At 61.8% G+C, this 17,314-nt stretch carries 17 protein-coding genes; 11 read left to right on the top strand and 6 right to left on the bottom strand.

The window, feature by feature from the left end:
* Together flgF and NKH95_RS21675 are read right to left on the bottom strand one after the other, a co-directional pair.
* A complete protein-coding gene (flgF, locus tag NKH95_RS21680) occupies positions 1-723 on the bottom strand; it encodes a flagellar basal-body rod protein FlgF (RefSeq protein WP_183448932.1) in 723 nt (240 codons plus the stop codon).
* A 7-nt stretch (positions 724-730) separates the two neighbouring features.
* Positions 731-2,542, bottom strand: coding sequence for a DUF1217 domain-containing protein (locus NKH95_RS21675; protein WP_352893001.1), 1,812 nt, complete (start codon positions 2,540-2,542; stop codon positions 731-733).
* Positions 2,543-2,689: 147 nt separating this feature from the next.
* Here NKH95_RS21675 and motA point away from each other — a divergent pair, with 147 nt between their 5' ends.
* The 6 genes from motA to NKH95_RS21645 are packed head-to-tail and all read left to right on the top strand — an operon-like array spanning position 2,690 to position 7,528.
* On the top strand, positions 2,690-3,565 hold the full coding sequence (gene motA, locus NKH95_RS21670) for a flagellar motor stator protein MotA (protein ID WP_352892993.1): 876 nt from the start codon (positions 2,690-2,692) through the stop codon (positions 3,563-3,565).
* Between the two features lie 32 nt (positions 3,566-3,597).
* On the top strand, positions 3,598-4,545 hold the full coding sequence (locus NKH95_RS21665) for a FliM/FliN family flagellar motor switch protein (RefSeq protein ID WP_352892990.1): 948 nt from the start codon (positions 3,598-3,600) through the stop codon (positions 4,543-4,545).
* A 16-nt stretch (positions 4,546-4,561) separates the two neighbouring features.
* Positions 4,562-4,948: a flagellar motor switch protein FliN gene (gene fliN / locus NKH95_RS21660; RefSeq protein ID WP_352892987.1), complete on the top strand. Its 387-nt coding sequence runs from the start codon at positions 4,562-4,564 to the stop codon at positions 4,946-4,948.
* A 43-nt stretch (positions 4,949-4,991) separates the two neighbouring features.
* Positions 4,992-6,002 (top strand): flagellar motor switch protein FliG, encoded by a 1,011-nt coding sequence (locus NKH95_RS21655; protein WP_352892984.1) that lies wholly within the window; start codon positions 4,992-4,994, stop codon positions 6,000-6,002.
* A gap of 9 nt (positions 6,003-6,011) precedes the next feature.
* Complete coding sequence (gene flhB, locus NKH95_RS21650; protein WP_352892981.1) at positions 6,012-7,094, top strand: flagellar biosynthesis protein FlhB; 1,083 nt, start codon at positions 6,012-6,014, stop codon at positions 7,092-7,094.
* On the top strand, positions 7,091-7,528 hold the full coding sequence (locus NKH95_RS21645) for a BspJ family T4SS effector nucleomodulin (RefSeq protein WP_023809991.1): 438 nt from the start codon (positions 7,091-7,093) through the stop codon (positions 7,526-7,528). Before flhB ends, NKH95_RS21645 begins: the two co-directional genes overlap by 4 nt.
* Positions 7,529-7,563: 35 nt before the next feature.
* Here the strand turns inward: NKH95_RS21645 and NKH95_RS21640 are convergent, their stop codons facing one another.
* The 4 genes from NKH95_RS21640 to NKH95_RS21625 form a co-directional block, all read right to left on the bottom strand.
* Positions 7,564-8,334, bottom strand: a complete 771-nt coding sequence (locus NKH95_RS21640; RefSeq protein ID WP_128304927.1) for a helix-turn-helix transcriptional regulator — start codon at positions 8,332-8,334, stop codon at positions 7,564-7,566.
* Positions 8,331-9,041 (bottom strand): helix-turn-helix transcriptional regulator, encoded by a 711-nt coding sequence (locus NKH95_RS21635; RefSeq protein ID WP_128304928.1) that lies wholly within the window; start codon positions 9,039-9,041, stop codon positions 8,331-8,333. The genes NKH95_RS21640 and NKH95_RS21635 overlap by 4 nt, the downstream gene beginning before the upstream one ends.
* Positions 9,042-9,592: 551 nt before the next feature.
* Complete coding sequence (locus NKH95_RS21630) at positions 9,593-10,624, bottom strand: histone deacetylase family protein (RefSeq protein ID WP_352892976.1); 1,032 nt, start codon at positions 10,622-10,624, stop codon at positions 9,593-9,595.
* Between the two features lie 26 nt (positions 10,625-10,650).
* On the bottom strand, positions 10,651-11,412 hold the full coding sequence (locus NKH95_RS21625; protein ID WP_352441907.1) for a TetR/AcrR family transcriptional regulator: 762 nt from the start codon (positions 11,410-11,412) through the stop codon (positions 10,651-10,653).
* 156 nt (positions 11,413-11,568) lie between these two features.
* On the opposite strand from NKH95_RS21625, the gene NKH95_RS21620 reads away from it, so the two are divergent.
* From NKH95_RS21620 to NKH95_RS21600, 5 genes are all read left to right on the top strand, one after another.
* Positions 11,569-13,248, top strand: coding sequence for an amidohydrolase (locus NKH95_RS21620; protein ID WP_352441908.1), 1,680 nt, complete (start codon positions 11,569-11,571; stop codon positions 13,246-13,248).
* Between the two features lie 141 nt (positions 13,249-13,389).
* Positions 13,390-14,484: an ABC transporter ATP-binding protein gene (locus tag NKH95_RS21615; RefSeq protein ID WP_352441909.1), complete on the top strand. Its 1,095-nt coding sequence runs from the start codon at positions 13,390-13,392 to the stop codon at positions 14,482-14,484.
* Between the two features lie 2 nt (positions 14,485-14,486).
* The gene (locus tag NKH95_RS21610) at positions 14,487-15,407 is read left to right on the top strand and encodes an ABC transporter permease (RefSeq protein WP_352441910.1); all 921 of its coding nucleotides are present in this window, start codon (positions 14,487-14,489) and stop codon (positions 15,405-15,407) included.
* Positions 15,400-16,200 (top strand): ABC transporter permease, encoded by an 801-nt coding sequence (locus tag NKH95_RS21605; RefSeq protein ID WP_023809983.1) that lies wholly within the window; start codon positions 15,400-15,402, stop codon positions 16,198-16,200. Before NKH95_RS21610 ends, NKH95_RS21605 begins: the two co-directional genes overlap by 8 nt.
* A 23-nt stretch (positions 16,201-16,223) precedes the next feature.
* Positions 16,224-17,258, top strand: a complete 1,035-nt coding sequence (locus tag NKH95_RS21600; protein WP_023809982.1) for an ABC transporter substrate-binding protein — start codon at positions 16,224-16,226, stop codon at positions 17,256-17,258.
* Positions 17,259-17,314: the final 56 nt, after the last annotated feature.

Raw genomic sequence — 17,314 nt, 5'->3', positions numbered from 1 at the left:
TTACTTCGAGCCGAGCGTCTTGATCGCCTCGTCGGTGGAGGAGTCAGTCTGCCGCATCAGCGCGGCGGTGTTCTCGAAGGCACGCTGGACCATGATCAGCCGGGTGATCTCCAGCACCGGATTGACGTTGGATTCTTCAAGAAAACCCTGGGCGACGCCAATATCGGAGCGATCGGTGACAGGCTCTGGTGTGCGCGCCGGAACGATGCCGGAATTGCCGTAGCGGACGAAGTTTTCGCCCGGATCGAAATTGTAGACACCGATCGAGCCGACAAGCTGATCGTTCTGGCGCAGCGAACCGTCGGCCCCGGCCTTGGGCGGACCGTTGCGGGGGTCAAGCTGGATCGGCGAGCCGCCGGCATCGAGCACCGGGTGGCCTTCGATCGACATCAACTCGCCGTTCTCGTTCATCGAAAAGCGCCCGTCGCGGGTCATGACGGTGCCGACAGGCGTATCGATGGCGAACCAGGCATCGCCCTGAATGGCGAAATCGAACGGATTTCCGGTCTCGTTCAAAGCACCGTGAGCGCCGGAAAGATAGGTCTTGCCAGAGGACGCGAAGGACACCGATTTCGGCCCGGTGCCGGACACGACGTCCTCGAACTTCACGCCGGTGGCGCGAAAGCCGATCGTCGAGGCGTTGGCGACGTTGTCGGCGATCGTGTCGAGGCGGCGCTCGAGCGCGATCTGCGAGGAAAGGGCGACGTAAAGACTGTCCCGCATGATGCTCTCAGAACCTTAGTTTCTGCATGGCCATCATCAGGTCGGTGGAGATGCCGACCGTGATCGGCTGGGCAAACAGCACGCTGACCGAGGAGACGGCCGATGAAGTCGGGTTGTTGATCTCGTACATGCTGGTGAAGCGCGTCAGGAACTTGCCGATCTTCTCGGGATCGGAGAAATCCGAGATGTCGAGTTTCTGCTCGAACAGCTGCGCCTGCTTGTCGACATCGGCGGTTGCGAATGAATCGGGCAGGCCGAGCACGGTGCGCACGACGCTGGCAAGCGCGGTGTCGGCCAGCACATCGTACCAGCTGGTGATGGTCGGTGCCTTGCGGTCGAAATAAAGCGCCAGCCGCACGCCCTCGTTGGTCTGGCCAGCATCCTCTTCGAGGGTCTGGCGCATGTATTTGTCGACGGTCGGCTGCTGCGCCGGATTGATGGTGGTGGCCGCTTCGCCGTATTGTTCGAAGTTGAAGGCGGTGGCCAGCCCGGCATAGGCCTTGTTCGTCATCTTGTTGGCGACGCTGTCGGCGTCGCGAATGCCACCAGCAAGGACGTTGCGGATCAGGTCCTTGCTTTCCGTCGCCGGATCGAGTCCGTAGGCTGAGAGCACATAGTTGTACAATCGGCTGTTGGCCATCAGGTCGTCGATGGATTTCACGTTCGTGACGTTGGCAAGGTAGTATGCAGTCTCCGACTTGATGTAGTCCGCATTCGGCGCGATCAAGCCAAGCGCCGACTCTGTCGTATAGATTTTCGGCGTGTCTTTCTGCACTTCGTCGCGCGACGTTGTCTGATCGCCATATTGGGCAAAGTTGAAGGCCGTGACGAAGTTGGCGTACCGTTTATCCGTCAGCTTGTTTGCTGGGCTGTCGGGGTCGCTGACGCCGCCCTCGAGCATTGCGCGGACCTGCTGCGGCGTTTCGGTTGACGCATCCAGTCCGTAGGAAGCCATGGCGAAGGTGAGCAGGCGTTTGTCCGCCATGAGGTCGTCGATCGACGTCACCTTGGAAATGTTTGCCGCGTAATAATCCGCCTCGCCCTTGATATATTGCGCGCTCGGCTCGACCAATGTCAGTCCGGCTCCGGCCATGTATCCTTTCGGCACCGCCTGCTGGACATCGTCGCGCGTGGTCGTCTGATCGCCATACTGGGCGAAGTCGAAGGCTGAGACGAATTTGGCGTAGCTCTTGTCGGGCAGTTTGTTGGCGGGACTGTCGGGATCGCTGACGCCACCGTCGAGCATCGCCTTGACGGTTGCAGCCGGTTCGGTTGCGGCGTCGAGACCGAAAGCGGCCATCGCGTATGTCAGCAGGCGGCTGTCGCCCATCAGGTCGTCGACCGACTTAACCTTGGAGATGTTGGTGACGTAGTAGGCGGTTTCGCTCTGGTAGTAAGAGAACCCCGTCTGCGCGGCGCCGATCTTGACTTGCAGCGCATAGTTGCTGGTCACCGGTTGCTGCGCCTTGTTGTAGACAGTCGTATTGGCGCCGTTGGCGGCGAAATTGAAGGCGCTGACGAATTCGGCGTAACGCTTGTCGGTCAGCTTGTTGGCGAAGCTGTTGGGATCGGAGACGCCTTCCTTGAGTGCCTTGACCATGAAGGCCTTGGCGTAGTCCATATCCTCGAGCCCGTATGCCTTCATCGCATATTTGAACAAGCGGTCATTCTTGACGAAATCGTCGATCGATTTCACCTTGGTGATGTTGTCCAGATAATATTTGGTGTCGCGATCAACCACGGGCTGCTGCTCGATCCTGTCGATCGACTTTGCAATGTCCCTGGTGATGAGCTGGTAGCTGGTAAAGGTATTAAGCAAAGACGTGCCTCCGGCCGAAGCTATGTCAGGACAATACCCCTACTTCCTTGCGCGAAACTGAATCGTCTCCGACGCTTTCGATTCAAGCCTCACACAAGGCACGGGGGCTATCCCTTGCTCGCGAAGTGAAATGCGGAAGGACCTGTCGTGGGCATTCTGATTGGACTGGTGGTAACGCTCGGCTGCGTCCTTGGCGGCTTCATGGCTATGGGCGGCCATCTACACGTGCTGATCCAGCCATGGGAGGCCGTGATCATCTGTGGCGCGGCTTTTGGCACTTTCCTCGTCGCCAATCCGATGAAGACGGTCAAGGACACCGGCAAGGGCATTCTCGAAGCCTTCAAGCAGGCGGTGCCGAAGGAGCAGGACTATCTCGAAACGCTCGGCGTGCTGCATTCACTGATGCGCGAGCTGCGCTCGAAATCCCGCAGCGAGGTCGAGGCGCATATCGACAATCCGGAAGAGTCGGCGATTTTCCAGGCGTTCCCGACCGTGCTGCATAACCATGACCTGACGCATTTCATCTGCGACTACTGCCGCATCATCATCATCGGCAATGCCCGCTCGCACGAGATCGAGGCGCTGATGGACGAAGAAATCCAGACTATTAAGTCCGACAAGATGAAGGCCTATCACGCACTGGTGGCGGTGGGCGATGGCCTGCCGGCGCTCGGCATTGTCGCCGCCGTGCTCGGCGTGGTCAAGGCGATGGGCGCGCTCGACCAGTCGCCGGAAATCCTCGGCGGTCTGATCGGTGCCGCACTTGTCGGAACGTTCCTCGGCATCTTCCTGTCCTATTCGGTGGTCGGGCCGGTCGCCACCAAGATCAAGACGGTGCGCGAGAAGAAGAACCGCCTCTACATCATCGTCAAGCAGACGCTGCTGGCCTACATGAACGGCGCGCTGCCGCAGGTGGCGATCGAGTTCGGCCGCAAGACGATCTCGTCCTATGAACGGCCGACGATCGACGCCGTCGAGCAGAGCACAATGAACACCGGTTCCGCCGAAAAGAAGGCCGCCTGAACGATGCGCGACAGATCGGTCCCAGCACTGTCATGACCAGTCCGGGCAGCCCAGCGGAAGCGCGCTCGCTGATCATCGAGCGTCTGGTCGGCGACAGCGGCGAGGCCGCCCAGGTCATCGATGCCGGCCGGGCCATGGCCGAACGCGCCGTGCCGCTGCTGCAGAAAGGCCTGACCGGCGAGCTTGGCGTTCCAGTTATTGTCGATCTCAAAGCGATAGAGATCAGCCGCGTTCCCGAGGCGCGTTCGCGCGCCGGCGACACGTTTGCCCTGACCGTCGTCGGCTCGTCCGTGTCCTCCGATGCGATGACCCTGGTGATCGATGCTCCGGCGATCGCGATCATGGTCTGCACGTTGTTCGGCGGCGACCCGGATCTGCCGGTGTCGCCGATCGAGCGCGATCTGTCGCAGATCGAAGTCGATGTCTCGACCATGGTGTTCCAGCAGGTCGCGCAGGCCCTGAACGGGTCGGGAAGGCGCTCGCTCGACCTGCGCCTGCCGGCGCCGCGGGCAATGTCGGGCACCGAGGCGAAGCGGCACGTGCTGCGCGACGGCGCGGCAATCCGCATCGTTCTTGGCATCTCGACGCCGGCCGACAGCGGCACCGTCACCGTGACGATGCCGCAGCGTGTGGTGCTGGCCAGCCGCGACGGGGCTGTCCCCGTCAGCGACGACGATCACGGCCCCAGCTGGCGCGCGCGCTTTTCGGAAGAGGTGATGCGCTCCACCGTAGCACTCGAGGCCACGATGCCGCTGGCCCGGCTGACGCTCGGCGACCTCGCCGGTTTCGAAATTGGCCAGGTCATCGAATTTGAGGAAACGGCGCAGTCGCAGGCGCGTCTCAGCGCGCGCGGCAAGACGCTGTTCGTGTGCGAGTTCGGCAAACTAGGACAGAATTACACCGTCCGAATCAGGCATCCCTACGATGCCGGGCAGGACTTTATCGAAGCGCTGATGCCGGCTTCTGCCGGCCGCGCCTGACATTTGGAGACGACGCATGGCCAAGACCAAGGTGGAAGCCGACCTCGACCAGCCGGACGAGCAGCTCGACCGTGCCATTGAAGAGTTGCGCGGTGTCCTGCATGACGAGGAGCACCGCCCCGATGCGGCGTTCAGGGCCGCTTCCGGTGCCAATTCGAGCGTCATCATGAACATCCCCGTCGATGTCCAGATCATCCTCGGCAGCACTGAGATGCCGGTCTCCGAGTTGATGGCGCTGCAGAAGGGGTCGACGGTGGCGCTCAATCGCCGTATCGGCGAACCTGTCGACGTCGTGGTCAACGGCCGCAAGATCGCGCGTGGCGAAATCACCGTGCTGGAAAGCGATCCGTCGCGTTTCGGCATCAGGCTGACCGAAATCATCGCCGGCACGAAGGGCGCCTAGACATGGATTGCGGGGCTTGCCGGTGGCAGCGGAGGCGAGTGGCATGACGACGCCGGTGACCTTGACCCGCGCGCAGAAGGCGGCCGCCATATTGGTGGCGATGGGCAAGCCGTCGGCCAGCCGCCTGCTGAAATTCTTCAAGCAGGAAGAACTGAAGGCGTTGATCGAGGGCGCCCGTCTGCTGCGCACGATTCCGCAAAGCGATCTCGAGCGCATCGTCGCCGAGTTCGAGGCCGAGTTCACCGAAGGGGCGGGATTGCTTGATTCCGCCGACAGGATGGACACCATCCTCAATGAGTCGCTGTCGCCCGAAGAGATGAGCGCGATCATGGGCGACAAGAGATTCGAGGTCGCCCCGGAAGGCCCGCCGCCGATCTGGCCCGAGCTCGAAAAGCTCGAGCCGGCGCGGCTTGGCGCCTTCCTGGCCGGCGAGCATCCACAGACCGCGGCCATGGTGCTGTCGAAGCTGGCGCCGCAAGCGGCGGCGAGCGTATTGTTGACGTTGACCAAGTCGACACGCGGCGAAATCATCAAGCGCATGGTGACGATGGCCAATGTTCCGGAAGCCGCAAGCAGGATCGTCGAAAACCGGCTGCGCACCAGCGTGCTGACGGAAACGTCGACCAAGGACACGTCGGCCGGGCAGGCGCGCGTCGCCAGCGTCCTCAACGAATTGGACAAGCCGCTGCTCGAGGAGGTCATGCAGGATCTGGAAGCCGCCGGCACGCCCGACCTCGATGGCGTCCGGGCGCGCCTGTTTGCCTTTGACGACCTGCCGCTGCTTACCCAGAAGGCGCGGGTGCTGCTGTTCGACGGGCTGTCGACCGAACTGGTCACGCTGGCCCTGCGCGGCGCGCAGGCGGGACTTGCCGAGTCCGTACTGTCGGCGATCGGCGCGCGGTCGCGGCGCATGATCGAGGCCGAACTCGGACAGGGCTCGGAAGGGGTCCCTCTCGCCGACATCACGGCGGCGCGCAAGACGGTCGTGTCGACGACGATCCGGCTGTCGCGCGAAGGCGCCTTCGAACTTCCCTCGACCCAGAACGCTGCCTAAGACCGCGCCATGGCTGATGCGGTCGACAAGGATTCGAAAACCGAAGAGGCGACGGAAAAGAAGATCCGCGACACCGTCGAACAGGGCAAACTGCCCCATTCGCGGGAAACGGCGCTCCTTGCATCCTTTGTCGCCATACTGGTGTTCACCGTCTTCTACGCCAAGGACGCCGTCATCGATCTCGGCATGTTCCTGTCGATGTTCCTGGAGAAGCCGGAAGCCTGGCCGATGGACACCGAGACCGATGTCATCGCGCTCTACAAGATCGTCCTGCTCGAGGTCGGCCGCGCCGTCCTGAGCCTGATGGTGCTGCTGACCGTCGCCGGTGTCGGCGCCTCGGTGTTCCAGAACATGCCGCAATTTGTCGGCGAGCGGGTCCGGCCGCAACTCTCGCGCATTTCGATCGCCAAGGGGTGGAACAGGCTGTTCGGCATCCAGGGTTGGGTCGAGTTCCTGAAGTCACTCGGCAAGGTCGGGTTTGCCATCGTCGTGCTGAGCTTCACGCTGTCGGAAGACCACCGAAAGCTGCTCGCCGGGATGATCACCAATCCGGTCGCCTTCGGTCTCGTCATCCGCGGCATCGCCGTCGACATCCTGGTGGCGATCGTCTTCGTCATGGGGCTGATCGCGGCAATCGACATCGTCTGGTCGCGCTTCCACTGGAAGCAGGATCTGCGCATGAGCAAGCAGGAGGTCAAGGACGAGTTCAAACAGTCCGAGGGCGACCCGATCGTCAAGTCGCGGCTGCGCTCGCTGGCGCGCGACCGGGCGCGCAAGCGGATGATGACGGCGGTGCCGCGCGCGACGCTGATCATCGCCAACCCAACGCACTTCTCGATCGCGCTGAAATATGTGCGCGACGAGGACTCGGCACCCATGGTGCTGGCCAAGGGCCAGGATCTGGTGGCGCTGAAAATCCGAGAGATCGCGCGGGAACACAACATCCCGGTCTTCGAGGACGTGGCGCTCGCCCGCTCCATGTACAAGCAAGTTTCGGTCGATAGTGTAATCCCATCACAATTCTACCAGGCCGTCGCCGAACTGGTGCGGATCGTCTACTCGAAAAAGGCTGAGCGCAGACAGATTTCATGAACCGGCAACCGCACGCAAAATCCCGCGAGATCATCGTCGCCAGCGCCATCGAGCAGGTGGTGGGGGAACTCAGGCTGATCGATGTCGCCGACTACATCGCCTTTATCCGGCTGGAGCATTTCGCGTGCCTGTCGGACCTGGTCGATTCAGCGGTTGAGTTGTTCTTCATGCCGGGCACTCTACGGCTCGGCCATGGTGGTGAGGCGCATGTCGACTGGAGCGGCAGCCCGCGCATCGTGCTCGATCTGGAACTGAGGCCGCCCGGCGTCACCGTCTATTTCCAGCTGACGCTGAGCGAGCTCGGCGCATCGGTGGCGGTCAACTACGTGTCGTTCGAGAAGCCGGGCGAAGACCCGGAGCACAATACGGCGCTGCTCGAGGCGGTGATAGAAGAGGCGCGTATCCGCAAGGTCGAGCCGCTCGCCTATCGCTGACCGTCGGTCGCCTTTCGAAGCGCTGTCGAATTCCCCTATTCGATCAAGCCCAGCCGCAGCGCCTTGGCAACGGCCTGGTTGCGATTGACGGCGTTGAGCTTCTGGGTCGACTGGGTCAGATACTGGTTGGCGGTGTGCACCGACAGTTTCAGGAGCCGCGCGATCTCCTCGCTGGTGTTGCCGTTGGCGGTCAGCTTCAGGCATTCGAGTTCGCGCTTGGAGATTGCGCGCATGCGGCCGGTATCGCCCGGACGGATGCGGGCGACGGCGGCGAACAGCGAAAAGCAGCGGGCGTGTATTTCGTAGAGCGCATCCTGCTGCATGGTCATCTCCGAGCCGAGGAACACGACAAGGCCGCATTGGCCGCGGTCGGCGTGAACGGGAAAAGCGATGCCGCTGGTTCCGGGCACCAGCGCCGCCATCTGCTCGGTCCAGGTGAGATCGCCAAACAGCTCCGCCATGGCAGGGACGCCGTCATCCGTCCACCAGCGCGGTTCGGTCGAGATGCGGGTGTGGCGCACGATCTCCTCGCCGTTGGCGCCTGAGATGAACTTGGTCGCCACGGCAATGCCGGGATAGTCGGAATCAAAGCATGGGACTAGCCGCGCCCGCTCGGGCGAGGGGCTTACGAAGAAGAGGCCGAAAGCCGAGGCATTCATGTCAACGGCGATCCAGCGGCAGCGGCGCACGGCATCGGGAATGGTGACCGCGTGATGGGTTTCGGAGCCAAGGGTGAAGGCTCCGAACGGGTTGCGCTGCTCGTTGAAAAGGGCTTCGGCCGTTTCCTTGATATCGGCGTGTTTCAAATGATGCCGCTCCTGATCGCCGTGGCGATGGCCATCGCGCGGTTGCTGGCCGCGAATTTCTGGATGGCGTGGGTGATGTAGCTGTTGACGGTGTTGGAGGAGACGCCAAGGATGACGGCGACCTCGTCGGTGGTCTTGCCTTCGGAAACCCAGAACAGGCATTCGCGCTCGCGATCCGACAACGGATCCTGCATGGCGGCAGCGGCAATGAGTTGCGGGATGTGCGAGAGCGCGTAGCAGCATTTCAGCTGCGCCCGCATCAGCGCCGGCTGGTCGATGCTGCCGGCGGTCGCCGCAGAGAACAGGGCGAACAGGCGCTGGCGACCGACATTGAGGCGCAGCGAATAGATTTCGGCATGGCCGAGCACGTCGAGAAGGCGGGCTTCCTCGCCGGTGATCAATCCGTCTGTTTCTGGTGCCCGGGATGCCACCAGCGGCTGTGGACGGATACCTGGCGCGACGGTGAGCGCGCCTTGCGCGAGCCCGGCGATCAGCCGCTTGCCGATCAGCTCGATGGCATCGAAAATCCAGTTGGAGGAGACGATGCGCGCATCGTTGCGGTCCTGGTCGTGGACGATGGCGACCAACATGTAGCTGTCGGCGCCGATCTCGGCGGTCAGTTGCATGAAAAAACTGGTGAGATCGCCGCGCGACGTCAGGCGCGAGCCCAATGTGTCGGATTGAAGAAGTGCGGCGGGACTGCTCATTCTTGTTGCTTTTGGCCGGAATCGTTTCTGCTGTCCGGATGCTGGAAGCCAGCCGCCGAACCCGAATACGCATTACTTTGACGAAGACACACGCGTGGCGCAGGGCTGCGCCGAACCAAATCCCGAATCCATTCAGGGAACGCGAAGCCGTCCGCGTCTGGTGCCGGAAAAGCTCCGGAACAAGAGACTTTGGGTGGTCGCCGCGCCCCCCGAGGACCGGCTGATTCGGGTCTAATCTACCCGCAGTTGAATCTGACATCAAACGCGATTTGACAAAATCGAATCCGATGGACTCAGGTGCGACTCAGAGGTCGGTTTTCGCGCCTTGGACAGAAGACCGGGACGCGAAAGTCTTCGCCGGTCCTCTCGGCGGCTGGTCGATTTCGCCAGGCTCGGGAGCATTGAACAGATGGGCGCGCCGGTTGCTGTCCCGAAGGCTGGTGCCTTGGCCCGATAGTGGGAACCGGGCGATGTTGCCGCCCGGTCCCGGTGGTCCTTTGCTATGCCTGTCGTTGTCCCAAAATCGCTAGATGCTCCTGAACGACAGGCATTTACCGATCCTCGAACCCGGTCAGCACGCCTACCGCGTTGATGCCGATCTCCTCGACGGCATAGCCGCCTTCCATGACGAACAGCGTCGGCAGGCCGAGCCTGGCGATGCGGCGGCCGATCTTGGGATAATCAGATGTCTTCAGCTTGAACTGGCTGATCGGGTCCTTCTCGAACGTATCGACACCCAGCGAGACGATGACGACATCCGGTGCATAAGCGGTGAGCCTGGCGCAGGCATCCTCGAGCGAGGCGTTCCATGCATCCCAGTCGGTGCCGAAGGGCATCGGATAGTTGATGTTGAAGCCTTCGCCTTCGCCGGCGCCGCGTTCGTCGGCATGGCCGAGGAAGAACGGGTACTCGACCATCGGATCGCCATGCAGATTGAGCACCTGCACGTCGGCACGGTCGTAGAATATCTCCTGCGTGCCGTTGCCGTGGTGATAGTCGACATCGAGGATTGAGATGCGTTTGGCGCCCTGGTCGCGGAACCATTGCGCGGCGACGGCGGCGTTGTTGATGTAGCAATAGCCGCCCATGAAGCCAGCCCCGGCATGGTGGCCGGGCGGACGGCAGAGCGCGAAGGCGGAAGCCTCGCCATCCTTGACCAGGCCGGCGGCGGTCAGCGCCACATCGTACGAAGACTTGATCGCGGTCCAGGTACCTTCGACGAAGGTGGCGCCGGCATCGAAGGAATAATAGCCGAGCAGCGCGTCGACGCGCTTTGGCGGCACGTCGCCGCGCAACCCGCGCGTCGGCCAGGTGAAGGGCATCGCCGTGCCCGTGAGGCCTGCTTCCAGCCATTGCGGCCAGACCGTCGGGAGAAAGTCGATATAGTCTGATTTGTGGATGCGCTTGGCGGCGGCGAGGTCATGTTCGTGCGGCGCGATGATGGGACCCAGTTTCTCGCTTTCGACCCGTGCCTTGATGAATTCGGCCCTCGATGGCTTTTCGAAGCCCGGCACGATGGCCGATGTGACCAGTTCCATTTGGCCGGCATGGCCGGCGTGCAGGGGGGAGAAAACAGTCTTCATAAATTCCTCTCGAAGTGTGAAATCAGTCAAGATTCAAGATTGAGATAAGGGCTCACCAGAGCGAGCCACATGGTTTCCACATCGTCCTCGATGAGGTCGAACGTCCTGCGATCCTTTTTCAGCCCCACAAGCCGGCAAACGTGTCCGACCTCCATCATCAGCACACCGAGCCGGCTGGCGATCTTGTCTTCAAGTGCCGGGTTCACATGCTGCAGCCATGCGGCGTAGAGGGCGATGATCTGGTCGTCATATTCGTTCTGGATCGGCCTGAGGTCGGCGTTGCCTGAAATGGCCTCGATCACCGGCATCAGGCTGGCGTTTTCCAGGTAGAGCCTGGACGTGTCGGTGAAGAGCCTGCGCACTTCGCGCCGAAACTCTTCACGGTTGGTGGGCGGGGCGACCTTGATACGCTTGGCGATCACCTCGGGAAAGGATGACAGCCAGCGCCGGGCGAGGTCCAGAAGAATGGCTTCCTTGTTGGGAAAGTATTGGTAGATCGAACCAACCGACAAGCCTGCGCGCTGCGCAATGGCGAGCGTCGTCGGCGTCTTGGTTCCTTGCTCGCGCGTCAAGACCAGCGCTGCGTCGAGAATCCGGTCGACCACCTTGCTGGAGCGTTGTTGCCGCGGCTGTTTGCGCGGTTCGAGCGCTATCCTGGTTTTGCGGTCGAGACTGCGCTTCACGGCTTGATGTCCTCGTTCCCCGCCTGGTCTCAACATGGTGGGAGCTTGCTGTCCACAATACATTCCAGATTCGGTATGTTGACAAACGCGAATAATCAGTCGCATTCTTTATCCACGCTGCCTCTTGGGATGACAAGGGGAATTTCCAAGACAGCGCGCTGGCATTCTTTTTCGTCCCATGGCGCCGCTCCGGTGGAGTGGCAGGTCGTTGGACATGAGGGGTTGTCGGTCCCAGTCAGTCGTCAAAAGCGCGGAGTCGCGATGTCTGTCACAGGTGCGGGTCACAATGCGGATCTGATCGTCATCAACGGTCGTGTACGGACCATGGACGACGACAATCCCGCCGCCGAAGCCGTCGCCGTCAAGGACGGCGCCATCATCGCCATCGGCAGCCGCGCCTCCATCGAAGAGTTCAAGGGACCGACCACCAAGGTGATCGACGCCAAGGGCGGTTCGGTGGTCCCGGGGTTCATCGAAGCCCATATGCATTTGTTTTCGGGCGGGGCTGAACTTGCCCACCTTCAACTCACCGGTATTCATGGCCTCAAGGCGCTGCAGAAGGCGATCCGCGACTATGCGCCGACCCGGCCCGACGCGAAGATGCTGGTCGGCCAAGGCGTCGACTACACCGTGCTCGGCAGCGAGCGCGTGACGCGCCATCACCTCGACGCCATTTTGCCCGATCGCCCGTTCTGCATGGCGGCGCCCGACCATCACACCATGTGGGCCAACACCAAGGCGCTGGAAATGGCCGGCATCCTGCAGGGGTGCACGCTCGGCCCTGGCAATGAGATCGTCATGGGTGACGATGGACTGGCCGCCGGCGAATTGCGCGAAGGCGAGGCCTTTGGTCCGGTGCTCGATCTTGCCGGCGAAGGCCGGGTTCGGCTGGGGCTGTCGACCGGCGGCGAGCCGGACCCGATGCCGACGGCGGCGGAGCGGGACGCCGACCGCGACATCATGCGGCGCGGGCTCGCCTGGTGCGCCCGCCACGGCATCACCTCGATCCAGAACATGGACGGCAATCTCTATCAGCTTGAGCTGCTGGCCGAGATCGACGCCGAGGAAGGCTTGCCCTGCCGCGTCAAGATCCCGTTCCACTACAAGAATTTCATGACGCTCGACATGCTCGACAAGGCATCCGATATGGCCGAACGCTACAACAGCGAATGGCTGTCGTCGGGCATGGTCAAGGTGTTCTACGACGGCGTTCTCGATTCCTGGACAGCTGTCATGGTCGAGCCCTATGCCGACCGCCCGGACTGGGTTGGCGAGCCGCTGTTCACGCCGCAACAATTCATCGATCTGGCCGTCGCGGTCGACAGACGCGGGTTGCAGATCGCCGTGCACTCGATCGGCGACGGCGCGGTGCGCGCGGTGCTCGACGGTTATGAGGCGGCGCAGAAGGCGAACGGCAAGCGCGACAGCCGTCACCGCGTCGAGCACATCGAGGTCACCACCACCGCTGATGTGCCGCGTTTCGCCGAACTCGGCGTCATTGCCTCCATGCAACCGCCGCATCCGCCCGGCGCCATGGATTTTCCGTTGGAGCCGACAGTGTCTCGCATCGGGCCGGCGCGCTGGCCGCTGAGCTATGCCTGGCGGACCTTGAAGGATGCCGGCGCGCATGTCGTCTTCGCATCCGATTGGCCGGTGTCGCCGATCGATCCGATCCTGGGCATTCAGGCGGCAGTGTTGCGCAAACCGTGGGCAGAAAGCGACCCGGACCAGAGTTTCTCACTGCATGAAGCGATCGCCGGTTACACGATCGAGGGCGCCTACGCCGAATTCGCCGAGCACCGCAAGGGCACGCTGAAATCAGGCTACATGGCCGATCTGGTGGTTTTGTCGATGGATATCGAGAACACCGCCCCGGCCGACCTGCACAAGGTGCGGCCGGTGACGACGATTTGCGGCGGCAAGGTCACCTATCAGGCCTGACTATGGCATGGGGCTTGCAGGCCTCAATGACTGATTGAACTGTGACCCAATGCCGGGCTTGCCAACCCACCGGCCATGTGGTCACATCGAACAGGGGAAGAGCTCCGCCAGCAAGAGCGGGGTCAACAGTGAGGCGTAATCGTGCCGGACAAACCGGATCGGAATGCGATTGAAGTAGTAAACGTCAGCAAAATTTTCGGATCAGGTGAGGGGCAGGTAGCTGCCCTCGACACGGTCTCGGTATCTATCCGGGAGAACGAATTCTTCACGTTGCTGGGGCCATCCGGCTGCGGCAAGACGACGTTGCTCAGGCTGATCGCCGGCTTCGACTTTCCAACCGCCGGTGAAATCCTGCTCTACGGCCAGGACATCGCGCCGCTGCCGCCCTTCAAGCGGCCGGTTAACACCGTTTTCCAGTCCTATGCGCTGTTCCCGCACATGACGGTCGCCGACAATATCGGCTTTGGCCTGGAAATGCTGGGCAAGCCGAAGGCGGAGATCAAGGCGCGCGTCGCCGAGATGCTGAAGCTGGTCAAGATGGAGGCACTCGCTGGTCGTCGCACCAGCCAGATCTCCGGCGGCCAGCAGCAGCGCGTGGCTTTGGCCCGCGCTTTGGCGCCGCAGCCGAAGGTGCTTTTGCTCGATGAGCCGCTGTCGGCGCTTGACTACAAGCTGCGCAAGGAGATGCAGATCGAGTTGAAACGGCTGCAGCACGAGACCGGTATCACCTTCATCTTCGTCACCCACGACCAGGAAGAAGCGCTGACCATGTCAGACCGCATCGCGGTGATGTCGTCGGGCAAGATCCTGCAGGTCGGTTCGCCCTGGGATATCTACGACAAGCCGGCGGAGCGCTTCGTCGCCGACTTCATCGGTGAAACCAACTTCCTCACCGCCGCCATCAGCGAGATGGCCAACGGCAAGGCGCGCGCCACGCTCAAATCCGGTGCGACCATCGAGGCGACCGTGGCCCAGGGTTTCCAGCCCAAATCCAACGCCACGGTGGTGGTTCGGCCCGAACACGCCAAGCTGACCAAGGCCAAGGGCGAACTGTCGGGGACGGTCGAAAACATCGTCTATTTCGGCACCGACACCCACATCCATGTTCATCTCGACAGTGGCGAACTCTTCACCGTACGCCAGCAGAACACGCGCAGCGCGGGCTGCGGTTTCGAGAAGGGCGACGCAGTCGGCATCCTCATCGGCAGCGATGCCGCTCAGGTCCTGAAGGACTGACGATGGCGACCGCGGAAGAAGTCGCCAAGGCAGCGGAGCGGCGCGATGTCCGTGACCGCTGGCTTTTGTCAGCGCCAGCGCTGCTGGTCATTTTCCTCGCCGCGACCGGCCCCTTGCTGATCGTGCTCGTCTACTCGTTCCTGACGCCAGGCTCCTATGGCGACGTGAAGTGGCAGTTCTCGCCGGAAGCCTGGACATCGGTGTTTCTGGAACGCGATATCTTCGACGACACGCTTTCGATCGCCGCCGCCCACGTCACCATCTTCCTGCGCTCGATCAAGCTCTCGGTGGTGACGACGATCGCCACTTTGGTGCTTGGTTTCCCGACCGCCTATTTCATGGCGACGCGCAGCGAAAAGACCCGCGATCTCTGGCTGTTCCTGATTACCATTCCGTTCTGGACCAACCTTTTGATCCGCACCTTCGCGGTGCTGCAGATCATCCGCAACGAAGGCATCGTCAACACGATCCTGCTCAAGCTCGGCATCATCTCGGCGCCCATCCAGATACTCTACACCGACACGGCGATCCTGATCGGCATGGCCTATGTCTACCTGCCACTGATGGTGCTGCCGATCTATGCCAGCATGGAAAAGCTCGATTTCCGGTTGGTCGAGGCGGGGTACGACCTTTACGCGTCGCGCTTCCAGGTGCTGCGGCGGATCATCTTTCCGCTGGTCAAGCCGGGCGTCATCGCCGGCTCCATACTGGTCTTCATTCCAGCGCTTGGCGCCTATGTGACACCGAGCGTTCTTGGCGGCGGCAAGAACATGATGCTGTCCAACCTGATCGAATTGCAGTTCGGGCAGGGCCGCAACTGGCCACTCGGCTCGGCGCTGTCGATCGCCGTCATGATCATCGTCATGGTGGCGCTGCTTGCCTATGTGCGCAATGCCGGCAAGTCGGGGGTACGTCATGGCTAAGAACTTTTCCATCAAGCACCAGCCAGGATTCACCGCGATCGCCGCGACCTGCTTTATCGTGCTGTATCTGCCGATCATCGTGCTGGTCATCTATGCCTTCAACGCGGCGAGCTCGACCTCCGAATGGGGCGGCTTTTCGCTGAAATGGTTCCAGTCGGCATGGCAGAACACGCAGGTCGTCGATGCCACGCTGCGTTCCTTCCAGATTGGCTCCATCGCGGCGGTGCTCTCCACGATCTTTGCCACCATGGCGGCGCTCGCCACCACCCGCACCGCGCCCTATCCCGGCCTCACCTTCAAATATGCGGCGATCAACCAGCCGCTGATGGTGCCCGAGATCGTCACCGGCGTGGCGCTGCTGATCTTCTTCTCGCGCATCAAGATCTTCACCGGCTATTCCGGCATCGGCTATCTGGTCGCCGCGCACACGGCGTTCTGCATTCCCTTTGCCTATTTGCCGATCCGGGCGCGGCTTGAGAATATGGACCTGACGCTGGAGCGTGCCGCAGCCGACCTCTACGCGACGCCCTGGAAGGCTTTCCGGCGCATCACGCTGCCGCTTCTGTGGCCCGGCATCCTGGCCGGGCTGATGCTGGCCTTCGTCATCTCGCTCGACGACGTCGTCATCACCGAGTTCGTCAAATCAGGCGGCCAGGACACGCTGCCCACCTACATGCTCGGCCAGATCCGCCGCGGCATCACACCCGAGATCAACGCGATATCGACCGCCTTCCTGCTGCTTTCGGTCGCGATCGTCACGTTGTTTTTCTTCGTCAGCAGGAAACGAGACTGAACCGAAAAATGGGAGTTAAAACCATGAACTGGAAGACAACAGCAACCGCCATGGGGTTGGCGTTGCTCGCCTCGACGGGCCTGGCCCGCGCCGACGGCGTGCTCAACATCTACAATTGGGGCAACTACACCAGCCCCGACGTGATCAAGAAGTTCGAGGCCAAATACAACGTCAAAGTGACCATCACCGACTACGATTCCAACGACACCGCGCTGGCCAAGGTTCGCCAGGGAGGCACCGGCTTCGACATTGCGGTGCCGTCGCAGACCTACGTGCCGATCTGGATCAAGGAAGGCCTCATCCAGGAGACCGATCCTGGCAAGATGGAAAACTTCAAGAACGTGGCGCCGGAATGGGCCAATCCCGATTTCGATCCGGGTCGCAAATACAGTGTTCCATGGGCGTGGGGCACGATCGGCGTGGTCGTCAACACCGATGCCTACAAGGGGCCGGCCGATAGCTGGGGTATCATCTTCAACACGCCTGACGAGCTCAAGGGCAAGGTCAATGTCGTTCCGGAGATGGGCGATGTGATGTTCGCCGCGATCAAGTATGTCGGCGGCCAGCAATGCACCGACGACAAGGCGGTGCTGAAGAAGGTGCGCGACCTGCTGGTGGCGGCCAAGCCGAACTGGATCGCGATGGAATACAACACCATCGAGAAGATGGGCGCCGGCGACTTCAAGGCGACCAGCGACTGGAACGGCTCGGCGCTGCGCCAGCGGCTGGCCAACCCGGCCATCCACTACAACTATCCGAAAGAAGGCTTCGGCCTGTGGAGCGACAACGTCGTCGTTCTGAAGGAAGCCAAGAACGTCGAGAACGCCAAGCTTTTCCAGAACTTCATCATGGATCCGGAAAACGCGGCAGGTCTCTCGGCCTTCCATCGCTACGCCAATGCCATCACCGGCTCGGACAAGTACATGCCGGCCGACATGAAGGACGCGCCCGAAGTCATCATTCCGGCCGCGGACAAGCCACGCGGCGAGCTGCAGCAGATGTGCTCGCCGGAGACCCAGGAAATTTACACCAAGATCTGGACCGAGTTGCAGAAATAAACTGGGTTCGACGGACCCGGCGGCACACGCCGCCGGGTCCGTTTTCATGTTCAAAG

Source organism: Mesorhizobium sp. M0848, from assembly GCF_040319805.1.
Lineage (GTDB): Bacteria > Pseudomonadota > Alphaproteobacteria > Rhizobiales > Rhizobiaceae > Mesorhizobium.
This window is presented reverse-complemented; position numbering and strand designations above follow the sequence as displayed.